The sequence below is a fragment of the Sodalis sp. dw_96 genome (genome assembly GCF_018449575.1).
Lineage (GTDB): Bacteria > Pseudomonadota > Gammaproteobacteria > Enterobacterales > Enterobacteriaceae > Acerihabitans.
Genome location: NZ_JAAVUT010000008.1, coordinates 239,095 through 250,182 on the forward strand (window position 1 = coordinate 239,095; position 11,088 = coordinate 250,182).

10 protein-coding genes are annotated in these 11,088 nt (G+C 51.7%); 8 read left to right on the forward strand and 2 right to left on the reverse strand.

The window, feature by feature from the left end; genetic code table 11:
- Window positions 1-565 precede the first annotated feature (565 nt).
- The gene (locus HB631_RS14475) at window positions 566-1,303 is read right to left on the reverse strand and encodes a metallophosphoesterase (RefSeq protein ID WP_213991866.1); all 738 of its coding nucleotides are present in this window, start codon (window positions 1,301-1,303) and stop codon (window positions 566-568) included.
- Between the two features lie 375 nt (window positions 1,304-1,678).
- On the reverse strand, window positions 1,679-2,539 hold the full coding sequence (locus HB631_RS14480; RefSeq protein ID WP_213991867.1) for a helix-turn-helix transcriptional regulator: 861 nt from the start codon (window positions 2,537-2,539) through the stop codon (window positions 1,679-1,681).
- A gap of 157 nt (window positions 2,540-2,696) precedes the next feature.
- Here HB631_RS14480 and HB631_RS14485 point away from each other — a divergent pair, with 157 nt between their 5' ends.
- The 8 genes from HB631_RS14485 to HB631_RS14520 all read left to right on the forward strand — a co-directional run bounded on the left by HB631_RS14485 (window position 2,697) and on the right by HB631_RS14520 (window position 11,088).
- A complete protein-coding gene (locus HB631_RS14485; RefSeq protein ID WP_213991868.1) occupies window positions 2,697-3,452 on the forward strand; it encodes an SDR family oxidoreductase in 756 nt (251 codons plus the stop codon).
- Between the two features lie 298 nt (window positions 3,453-3,750).
- Window positions 3,751-4,203, forward strand: a complete 453-nt coding sequence (locus HB631_RS14490; protein WP_213991869.1) for an NUDIX domain-containing protein — start codon at window positions 3,751-3,753, stop codon at window positions 4,201-4,203.
- Window positions 4,204-4,329: 126 nt separating this feature from the next.
- Window positions 4,330-5,451: a tRNA 2-thiouridine(34) synthase MnmA gene (mnmA, locus tag HB631_RS14495; protein ID WP_213991870.1), complete on the forward strand. Its 1,122-nt coding sequence runs from the start codon at window positions 4,330-4,332 to the stop codon at window positions 5,449-5,451.
- An 8-nt stretch (window positions 5,452-5,459) separates the two neighbouring features.
- Window positions 5,460-6,086: a high frequency lysogenization protein HflD gene (gene hflD / locus HB631_RS14500; protein ID WP_213991871.1), complete on the forward strand. Its 627-nt coding sequence runs from the start codon at window positions 5,460-5,462 to the stop codon at window positions 6,084-6,086.
- A 22-nt stretch (window positions 6,087-6,108) separates the two neighbouring features.
- Entirely contained in the window at window positions 6,109-7,479 is a 1,371-nt protein-coding gene (purB, locus tag HB631_RS14505; protein WP_213991872.1) for an adenylosuccinate lyase, read from the forward strand.
- Window positions 7,480-7,667: 188 nt separating this feature from the next.
- Complete coding sequence (gene phoP / locus HB631_RS14510) at window positions 7,668-8,339, forward strand: two-component system response regulator PhoP (RefSeq protein WP_213991894.1); 672 nt, start codon at window positions 7,668-7,670, stop codon at window positions 8,337-8,339.
- A gap of 5 nt (window positions 8,340-8,344) precedes the next feature.
- Complete coding sequence (gene phoQ, locus HB631_RS14515) at window positions 8,345-9,817, forward strand: two-component system sensor histidine kinase PhoQ (protein ID WP_213991873.1); 1,473 nt, start codon at window positions 8,345-8,347, stop codon at window positions 9,815-9,817.
- A gap of 149 nt (window positions 9,818-9,966) precedes the next feature.
- On the forward strand, window positions 9,967-11,088 hold the full coding sequence (locus HB631_RS14520; RefSeq protein ID WP_213991874.1) for a cupin domain-containing protein: 1,122 nt from the start codon (window positions 9,967-9,969) through the stop codon (window positions 11,086-11,088).

Here is an 11,088-nt window from a genome sequence, read left to right on the forward strand (position 1 = left end):
ATCGAAGAGGACAGCGTTTAATCATCTGATTTTTGCGGTGATTTTTGGTTCTTCAAAAAATAGGAATGACAATGTGGACATATCATGACTTTGTCTTTCGATATTTTATTGTAATCTTGTTTAGAGGATTGGTGACAAATAGGGCATTCGATATTTGTCGGCATTTTTTGAATTTTTTGAAGCACATCAGAGAAGAATGACATCGTATTCAGCCTATTCGGTGCATAGGCCTTATTGTACCACGGATGAGGCCGCTTTCCGTGAAGTTAAACAAATTTAAATTAAAAATTCAATAGCGCCAACGCGCCTACGGGCCGCCTGAGCGGATAGTCAAACAGAGTCGGGTAAGCTTGTGGGCCGCGTATCCCCCTATGTGTCCCGGCCATTGTGGCGTCACCGCGTGAACTCTTTATCACTGATGCTGAACTACTTATTGCCTCCGGGTGAAAACCTCAGTTAAGCAAATATGACGAGATCATCCTAGAACATTAAGATAAAGACCCATTTGATTGCAGACAGTCTCAACGCCATTGCAATTTAAATATTTGTACTTATGTAATTGATTTTACACAAAAAATATCTCAGAACGATAATCGTTTGAAAAATCGAGTACCTTATAACCTCTTCTATTATCAGTTTGCACAGTATAGGTGCCTGACTTCCATTGAAAACACGTTGCCGGACAGACATCAATTATACATTTATTATGTTTTGTGGTGAAAAGGGTATGGGCATGGCCACAGACGAGACTCTTAATTTCACTTCGGCTCTCAAGAAGATCTAACACGCTTTCACCGTTTGATAACATACAGCTGTCAACCAGGGGTATGCCGACTGAAATAGGATGGTGGTGCATAAATAACCCGATTTTTTTGTTCTTCGCTGTCGCGATTTTATCTGCAATTGCCCTTTTCTCATCAGAGGATAGAAAGCCGCTATCCTTGCCTTGCTGGACAGTATCCACCTTGATAAACACCCAATCTCCGCAAGTAAATGCGTTGGTTTCAATAACAAGCAAGGATCTGCTAAAAATCGATTCCATACAGTCCTTCTTGTCATGATTACCCGCCAAAAAATAAATAGGCAGATTAAACCTTTCAACCTGGCTTAATGCAAGTGCATATGATTCAACAGTTCTATCTTCCGAGATATCACCCGTGATGAAAATCGCATCTGCCTTCAAATTCACATTTCGAAGAATTGCGTTTATGACTGTTCTTAAACATTCATAGGTACAATAACCATGCATTGTTTTTTCCGGATCTGAAAAAAGATGAAAGTCAGTCAATTGAATAAACTTCATTTTTTTCTCCTCTGAACTTTTTTTCTATCAAGATAGTCCTTTATTACTGCAAAAACCGCTAAAGATTCGATTAATTATCACAATCAAAGCGGTCGATTTTTTGATTTTCATCACAGCGACCCCATCGGCGTTTCAAAAAAACCGTACTGTCCATAATTCGAATTTATATTAATCAATCTCTGATAGTTGATAATAAAAATAATTCATCTACAATTTTCTTGATATATTCTCGTGCAGAAATGTTTTTATCAAAAATAAACGCATATCCTAATATATTTCTTGGTTAAACTTTCCGTCCCCATTCTTGATGACTATAAAATCAGTTTACCTTGGCTGGTTAACATTGACGAGGGAAATCAACCGTTCAACGGTGTTTTATTTAACATACTTAAGCAGCAATATCTTTAGCTTGCTATTTGAATCATATTCGTCCGTAGGGGTGAATACCGTCAGTTTCTGCGCTGAGCCATCCGTCAGGGCAAAGGTGGTAAATTCAAAGGCCATTTTCCCCTGCGTGGGGTGATCGATATTTTTGATATTCGTACTGTTGGATAACACCCGGTGTTCCGGCCACCACAAGCGGAATTCTTCACTGATATTAATGAGCTTATCTATCAACTCGCCGAAACCGTCGTCATCGGCGTATTCCGCGCTTTCATTGCGGAATACGCCCAATGCGGTCCGGGCCAGCGCCTCCCAATCGCATAGCAGCCGGCGGTGTTGCCGGCTGGCGAAGAGCTGATACATCAGATTTCTCTCTGCAGATTTCATGGCGGCATAATCACCGAAAACCGCGACCGCGGCATGATTCCAGGCCAGGATGTCCCAGCGGTATCCGGTCAAATAAGCCGGCTGTCCATCAAGGCTATCCAGCATCCTCTGGAGTGAAGGATTCACCTTTTGGTCCATGAGTCTTGGCAAGGACGCCGAACGGCCGCTCAGGATAAATAAATGCCGGCGCTCGGTTTCATCGAGCCGCAGGGCATCGGCAATGGCATCCAGCACGTCCTCTGAGGCCCTGACATCTCTGCCCTGCTCAAGCCAGGTGTACCAGGTGATCCCGACATTGGCCAGCAGGGCCACCTCTTCCCGGCGCAGTCCCGGCGTGCGTCTTCTGGAACCAAAGGGCAGTCCGGCCTTTTCGGGTGTCAGCGCTTCACGCCGGGTACGTAGGAAATGCCCGAGGGTCCGGCGTTTTTCAGAAAGTCGTCTGGTGCTGATATCAAGCTCATTCATAGCAGTTTTTATACCCGTATATTTTCAGAACTGTTTCCGTTCCCGTCCCGGCTTTATTGTCTTCCTGAAATGAATGTAGAGGGAGGAATGATGGATGACAAGATATTTGAATATCCAGAATCTACCCCCTTTTATCGTAAATAATCCGGGAGGGAATATGTCGGAATCATCTTGCAAATTAACGTGCAAATCAATCGATAGTGTATTAATCGTCGGGGGTTCATCCGGTATCGGTCTGGCCACCGCCCTGATTCTGGCGCAAGCAGGCGCATCGGTGATAATCGCCGGACGCAATAAGGAAAAATTACAGCTTGCCGTACAGGCCTTACCCGCGGGCGTGAAGACTTTGGTGATGGATGCGTCGCAAAAGGCGTCTGTGACAGAGGCGTTCGAACAGGCGGGAGAGATCGACCACCTGGTGCTTGCATCCGGCAGCGGTCGCGGGGTGGGAAATTTTCCCACGCTCAATGTTGAGGATGTCAGGCTGGGGTTCGAGGAAAAGGTGTTCCCGCACTTTGTCTGCGCCCAGGCAATACTCCCCTATCTGAGTGAAAAAGGAGGTATTACCTTTGTCTCGGCGGTATCCGCGCGGGCGTCAATGCCGGGAACCAGCGGTATTGCGGCAGCCAATGCCGCCATTGCCGCCTGGGTACCGATTCTCGCGCGGGAACTGGCTCCCCGCCGGGTCAATGCCGTGGCGCCAGGCGTTATCGACACCCCCTGGTGGGACTTTTTATCCGAAGAGCAGAAAAACCGTCTTTTTACCGAGTATGCGCAGCTAACACCCGTTGGCAGAGTGGGAGAGGCAGCCGATATCGCCGGCGCTATTTACTTTCTGATAACCAATACATTTATCAACGGGCAAATGGTTATCTGTGACGGCGGCTTGAGTCTGGGTATGAATGCCGCCTGAGGTTAATCATCACAATGCGGGTTCCGGCTTCGGGACCCGCAAAAAGTCGAACAACACTGCGCATTGAGAGTATCCGAGTAAAAACCACCCATCCTACTTAAGCCGATTTGCAGTATAATGGTTACAGGACGACGGTGGTTTAGACTCTGACGCAATTCCTTTTTAACATTCATGTCCCATGTAATGCCATAACCTTACACGTTTCAGCCTAAGCGCCCTATCCTCGTCCCCTGAACCGCGCCACCGGGTTCTTTGACTCAACCTGGCGTAATGCCGTCCCCCGTGGTAAGGAGTGCGAGTGTTTAAACCCCATGTCACCGTCGCTTGCGTGGTACAGGCGGAAAATCATTTTCTGATTGTCGAGGAAACGATACACGGCAATCCCCGTTGGAATCAGCCGGCAGGACATCTGGAAGCGGATGAAACAGTGGTGCAGGCGGCGGCGAGGGAGTTATGGGAGGAGGCGGGTATCCATGCGCAGCCCCAAACGTTGTTACGCATCCATCAATGGATGGCGCCGGATAAAACCCCCTTTATACGCTTTCTGTTTGCCATAGAGTTGCCTAAACGGATTACCGCCATTCCCCGGGACGACGATATCGACCGCTGTTTGTGGCTTGAAGCGGATGAAATTTTGTCCTCGCACCAGCTGCGCTCCCCCCTGGTGGCGGAAAGTATCCTTTGTTATCAGCAGGGTGTGCGTTACCCGTTGGATATCCTCCACGCTTTCCAATGGCCTCTCCCGCTATAATCATCTCACCTTCCGCCGGCAACAACCGACACTGAGGTGGCGGGGCAATGCCCGGTCGTGATAAAATCCGGCGTTTATCAGCAATAATGCGCCCTTGGCGGCGCGTTTCCCGGTCGTGAGAAATCCATGTCAGAAAACAGCCAGCTCAAAGTGATCGTCGGCATGTCCGGCGGCGTCGATTCATCTGTCTCCGCTTATCTGCTGCAACAGCAGGGCTATCAGGTGGAGGGGCTGTTTATGAAAAATTGGGAGGAGGACGACAATGAGGAATATTGCACCGCCGCCGCCGACCTGGCCGACGCGCAGGCGGTATGCGATAAATTGGGCATTCCGCTGCATACGGTAAACTTCGCCGCCGAATATTGGGATAATGTGTTTGAATTGTTTCTGGCGGAATACAAGGCGGGTCGTACGCCTAATCCCGATGTGCTTTGCAACAAAGAGATCAAATTCAAGGCGTTTCTTGAATTCGCCGCCGAAGATCTCGGTGCGGATTTTATTGCCACCGGCCATTATGTCCGCCGCCAGGATGTGGACGGCAAAAGCCGCCTGCTGCGCGGTCTGGATGACAATAAAGATCAAAGCTATTTTTTATACACTCTGAGCCACGGTCAATTGGCGCAATGCCTGTTCCCGGTGGGGGAACTGGAAAAACCCGAAGTGCGGCGGATTGCCGGCGAACTGGGGCTGGTCACCGCCGGCAAAAAGGACTCCACCGGCATCTGTTTTATCGGCGAACGTAAATTCCGTGAATTTCTGTCTCGTTATTTACCGGCCCGGCCGGGTAAAATCATCACCGTGGACGGACAGCCGGTCGGCGAACATCAGGGTTTGATGTATCATACCCTCGGACAGCGCAAAGGGCTGGGTATCGGCGGCACCAAAGCCGGCAATGAGGAACCCTGGTATGTGGTGGACAAGCTGATGGACGACAATATTCTGGTGGTGGCCCAGGGCCATGAGCATCCACGCCTGATGTCGGTGGGTTTGCTGGCCGGCCAGCTTAACTGGGTCGACAGGCTTCCCTTCACCGGCACGCTGCGTTGCGTGGTGAAAACCCGTTATCGCCAGCAGGATATTCCCTGCCTGGTGGAATCCGGTACCGACGGCCTGGTCAAGGTCACCTTCGATCGGCCGGTGGCGGCGGTAACACCGGGCCAGTCCGCGGTTTTTTATCTCGGCGAGCATTGTCTTGGCGGCGGCGTCATCGAATCCCGGCTGCCGTTGCCTACTCAGGGACGTGTATAGGAGCAACTTTGGCTAAGAATTATTTTGACATTACGCTGGCATTGGCGGGGATTTGCCAAAGCGCCATGCTGGTACAGCAGCTGGCCCATAAAGGGCAGTGCGACGATGAAATGTTTGAGGTGTCGCTGCGCAGCACGCTTGATCTGAATCCGTCCTCGACCCTGGCGGTGTACGGTAACCAGCCGGCAAATCTCAAGCTTGGGCTGGAGTCGATGCTGGGGATGCTCAATGCTTCGCGGGCCGGGCCCGGCGCGGAGTTGACGCGTTATACTCTCAGCCTGATGGTGCTTGAGCGAAAGCTGCACGCCAATAAAAAGGCTCTTGATGAACTGGCGAAACGCATTGTTCAGCTGGAACGCCAATTAACGCATTTTGATTTATTGTCAGAGACATTAATCAGCGCCTTGGCGGCTATCTATGTGGACATCCTCAGCCCGCTGGGGCCCAGGATACAGGTGTCGGGCACATCCGCCATGCTGCAAAACACGCAAATACAGGCTAAAATACGCGCCGCGCTATTGGCCGGTATTCGTTCCGCCGTGCTCTGGCAACAGGTGGGAGGCGGCCGTTTACAATTGATGTTCGGCCGTAACCGCCTGTTTAAACAGGCTCGGCAAATTCTTGCACAAAGTTAACATTTTTCAGGAGTCGCAATCGATGGAATTATCCTCACTGACCGCCGTTTCCCCCATAGACGGACGTTACGGCGATAAAGTCAGCGCCTTGCGTGACATTTTCAGTGAATATGGCTTGCTGAGATTTCGCGTACAGGTGGAAGTACGCTGGTTGCAAAAACTGGCCGCGTGCGCCGAAATCAAGGAAGTTCCGCCGTTTGATCCACAGGCTAACGCATTTCTGGACGCCCTGGCGGCCAATTTCAGCGTAGAGGATGCCGCGCGGATAAAAACCATCGAGCGCACCACCAACCATGATGTCAAAGCGGTGGAATATTTCCTGAAAGAGCGCGTTGCATCCATACCGGCCCTCCATGCCGTTACCGAGTTCATTCATTTCGCCTGCACCTCGGAAGACATCAATAACCTGTCCCATGCGCTGATGCTGCAAAGCGCCCGACAGGATGTCATCCTGCCCTACTGGCGCAAGATTATCGACGGCATCAAGACGCTGGCGGCCCAGTATCGCGATATTCCGCTATTGTCCCGCACCCACGGCCAACCGGCCACGCCCTCCACCGTCGGCAAAGAGATGGCCAACGTGGCCTACCGCATGGAGCGTCAATACAGGCAGCTGACGCAGGTGGAGATCCTGGGTAAAATCAACGGCGCGGTGGGCAATTATAATGCCCATATGGTGGCCTACCCTGAGGTGGATTGGCACCGTTTCAGCGAAACCTTTGTCAACTCGCTGGGCATTGATTGGAACCCCTACACCACCCAGATCGAACCCCATGACTATATAGCCGAACTATTCGATTGCATGGCGCGTTTCAATACCATCCTGATCGATTTCGATCGCGATGTCTGGGGCTATATCGCCTTGAATCATTTTAAACAGCGCACCATCGCGGGCGAGATCGGCTCTTCCACCATGCCCCATAAGGTCAATCCCATTGATTTTGAAAATTCGGAAGGCAACCTGGGCATGGCCAACGCCATCATGGGGCATTTGGCTGGGAAACTGCCGGTGTCCCGCTGGCAACGGGATCTCACCGATTCCACCGTGCTGCGCAATTTAGGGGTCGGTATCGGCTACGCGCTCATCGCGTATCAATCCACCCTAAAGGGCGTCAGTAAACTGGAAGTGAATCGCGATCGCCTGCTGGCGGAGCTGGACCAGAACTGGGAAGTCTTGGCTGAACCGATTCAAACAGTGATGCGCCGGTATGGCATTGAAAAACCCTATGAAAAGCTCAAGGAGCTGACCCGAGGTAAACGCGTGGATGCCGCCGGCTTTCAGGTTTTTATCGACAGCCTGCCGTTGCCCGAAGAGGAAAAAAACCGGCTTAAGGCCCTGACGCCGGCCAATTATATCGGCCGTGCCATCACCCTGGTGGACGAGTTGAAATAGCTCACCCGATGCGGGAAGGGCCTCACCTGCTTTACCCGCTCCGGTTAAAGCTCCGTTTAAGGACAGTTTAGCCATGCTCTGGGATACTCTCGTTAAAGACGTCCGGATTGCTCAGGGGATTGTTTTTACAGGTTTACAGAGGCGGATTTTTAATAATCCGTTACTGGCGCTTTAACTTAGGAGTTGCGATGCGAGTTCTGGTTATAGAAGACAATTCTCTTCTTCGTCATCACCTGACGGTACAAATGCGTGAAATGGGACATCAGGTCGATGCCGCCGCCGATGCCAGAGAGGCGGATTATTTTTTACATGAGCACCCGCCCGATATCGCCATAGTCGATCTCGGCCTGCCCGATGAGGACGGCTTAAGCCTGATTCGCCGCTGGCGCTCGCATCAGGTCAAGATACCCATCCTGGTCCTTACCGCACGTGAAGGCTGGCAGGATAAGGTAACTGTGCTTGAAGCCGGCGCGGATGACTACGTGACGAAGCCATTTCACCTGGAAGAGGTGGTCGCCAGAATGCAGGCCCTGATGCGCCGTAATAGCGGTCTGGCATCGCAGGTCATTACTTTGCCGCCTTTCCAGATTGACCTTTCCCGGCGCGAGCTGATGATCAACAACGAGCATATTAAGCTGACGGCCTTCGAATACACCATCATAGAAACATTAATTCGCAATGCCGGCAAAGTCGTCAGCAAGGATTCGCTGATGCTGCAACTTTATCCCGACGCTGAATTGCGCGAGAGCCATACCATTGATGTGCTTATGGGGCGTTTGCGGAAAAAAATGCAGGCCGATTATCCGTATGAGGTCATTACGACGGTTCGCGGGCAGGGCTATCGTTTTGATGTTAATTAAGTTCTATGACCCATTTCTCGTATTATAATAAGAAGCCTTTTTCGCTTCGTGTCCGATTTCTATTAGCCACAGCTTGTGTGGTCCTGGCGCTTTCGCTCTGTTATGGCATGGTCGCGGTCATCGGCTACAGCGTAAGCTTTGATAAAACCTCGTTTCGTTTATTGCGAGGGGAAAGTAATCTCTTTTTCAGTCTGGCCCAATGGAAAGACAGCCGTCTCACCATTGCCGTGCCGCCGAATATCGATATCAATTTTGCCGCCCTGGTACTGATTTACGACGAGAAGGGGCATATTCTCTGGCGTCAACGCTACGTGCCGGCGCTGGAATCGAGGCTGAAACCCGATTGGCTGCAAAAAACCGGCTATTTTGAACTGGATACCGATACCCGCACCAGCAGCGCCGTTCTGGGGGACAATCCGAGCGCGCAGAATCGCCTGAAGGACTTCGACAGCAGCGACAGCAATGCACTGACCCATTCCGTTGCGGTTAATCGCTACCCGGCTACCGAACGGCTGCCGCCGCTGACCATCGTGGTGGTGGATACCATACCCCATGAGTTGCAGCGTACCGACCTGGTATGGGAATGGTTCAGCTATGTGCTGCTGGCCAATCTGCTGCTGGTGGTGCCGCTGCTCTGGCTGGCCGCGCACTGGAGCTTACGGCCCATCAAGGACCTGGTGCAGCAGGTGCGGGAACTGGAAGGGGGCGAGCGGGATCGTCTGGATGAAAACCCGCCCCGTGAGCTGGGCATCCTGGTGCGTAATCTTAATATCCTGTTAAATAATGAACGCCAGCGCTATCAGAAGTATCGCTCCACGCTCGCGGATCTCACTCACAGCCTGAAGACCCCGCTGGCGGTGTTACAAACCACCCTGCGATCGCTGCGTACCGGACAAGAGACCAATATTGAGCTGGCTGAGCCGATTATGCTCGAACAAATCAGCCGAATTTCACAGCAGATAGGCTATTACCTGCACCGCGCCAGCGTGCATTCGGATCATAACGTGCTGAGCCGCGAGCTGCATTCGGTTCCCGCTTTGCTCGACAGCCTGTGTTCGGCGCTTAACAAAGTTTATCAATGGAAAGGCGTTTCGATTTCCCTCGTTATTACCCCCGAGTTGACCTTTGTCGGCGATAGAAATGATTTTATGGAGGTCATGGGCAATATTCTCGATAATGCCTACAAATTTTGCCTGGAATTCGTCAAGGTGACTGCCCACGCCAATGAATCTCAGCTGCATCTGATCGTTGAAAATGACGGTCTGCCTATTCCCGACTCACTGCACACCCTGATTTTTCAACGAGGCCAGCGCGCCGATACCCTGCTGCCGGGTCAAGGACTGGGATTATCCGTCGCGGCGGAAATTCTCGAACAGTACGAGGGGGATATTATCGTTGGTGAGAGCGCCTTGGGCGGGGGCGGAGTCAAGGTAGAAGTCATATTCAAACGTCAGCAGGGGTATCAGGATGATGATTAACCCCTTTCGCGCCAAAAAATTTTTCAAGGCTTAAATGCCCTAACGGATTATTTTATAGCGAATTTTTGCAGTCCATCAGATAAATTACCCCCCTTATCCAGCCTACATCCGTTATAATCCATTCAGGGTCCCTTATGGTGGAATAGGCTATGGATTATCAACTCGATATTGACTGGAAAGACTTTTTACAGCGCTACTGGCAAAAACGGCCGGTCATTATTAAGCGTGGTTTTAAAGATTTCGTCGATCCCCTTTCTCCGGACGAATTGGCCGGACTGGCGATGGAAACCGAAATCGATAGCCGCCTGGTCAGCCATGATGAAGGCCGCTGGCAGGTCAGCCACGGCCCGTTCGAAAGCTTTGACCACCTTGGCGAGACCAACTGGTCCCTGTTGGTGCAGGCGGTTGATCACTGGCACGAACCCTCCGCCGCGCTGATGCGCCCTTTCAGGCAGCTTCCCGACTGGCGCATCGACGACCTGATGATCTCGTTTGCCGTTCCCGGCGGCGGCGTCGGCCCGCATCTCGATCAGTACGATGTTTTTATCATTCAGGGCACTGGCCGCCGTCATTGGCGCGTAGGTGATAAAGGGGTATTCAAGCAGCACTCCCCGCATCCGGACCTGCTCCAGGTTGAGCCGTTTGAGGCCATTATCGACGAGGAAATGGAAGCTGGAGACGTGCTGTATATTCCGCCGGGATTTCCCCATGAAGGTTATTCCATGGAAAACGCGCTGAATTATTCGGTGGGTTTCCGTGCGCCGAGCGGGCGCGAACTGGTCAGCGGATTTGCGGATTACGTCCTGGCACAGGAATTGGGCAGCGAACGTTACAGCGATCCCGCCATCGCCCTGCGAAAGGATCCGGCGGCGGTATTGCCGGAAGAGATCGACGCGCTGCGCGTGATGATGACGGATTTGGTACAACAGCCTGAGCAATTCAACCACTGGTTTGGCGAGTTTATTTCCCAATCCCGTCATGAATTGGATCTGGCGCCGCCCGAACCCCCATACCAGGCGGGGGAAATTTACGACTTGCTGCAACAAGGAGACAGCCTGCAACGGCTGGGTGGCCTGCGGGTATTAAACGTCGGCACGGAATTTTTTGTCAACGGCGAACAGATTGTGTCGACGCATCAAACGGCGTTAGCCTCCCTGGCCAGCGATTATCAAGTGACGGCAAGTCAGTTGGGCAACGCGCTGGAGGACCCTTCTTTCCTGGCGCTGCTCACCGCGCTTATTAACAGCGGCTATTGGTATTTCAAGAACTAA

Excerpts from the sequence above, each read along its gene's own strand:
- phoQ (WP_213991873.1), top strand. The coding sequence starts at position 8,345 with ATGACCCATTTCTCGTATTATAATAAGAAGCCTTTTTCGCTTCGTGTC.
- HB631_RS14480 (WP_213991867.1), bottom strand. The coding sequence starts at position 2,539 with ATGAATGAGCTTGATATCAGCACCAGACGACTTTCTGAAAAACGCCGG.
- HB631_RS14475 (WP_213991866.1), bottom strand. The coding sequence starts at position 1,303 with ATGAAGTTTATTCAATTGACTGACTTTCATCTTTTTTCAGATCCGGAA.
- HB631_RS14520 (WP_213991874.1), top strand. The coding sequence starts at position 9,967 with ATGGATTATCAACTCGATATTGACTGGAAAGACTTTTTACAGCGCTAC.
- HB631_RS14485 (WP_213991868.1), top strand. The coding sequence starts at position 2,697 with ATGTCGGAATCATCTTGCAAATTAACGTGCAAATCAATCGATAGTGTA.
- phoP (WP_213991894.1), top strand. The coding sequence starts at position 7,668 with ATGCGAGTTCTGGTTATAGAAGACAATTCTCTTCTTCGTCATCACCTG.
- purB (WP_213991872.1), top strand. The coding sequence starts at position 6,109 with ATGGAATTATCCTCACTGACCGCCGTTTCCCCCATAGACGGACGTTAC.
- mnmA (WP_213991870.1), top strand. The coding sequence starts at position 4,330 with ATGTCAGAAAACAGCCAGCTCAAAGTGATCGTCGGCATGTCCGGCGGC.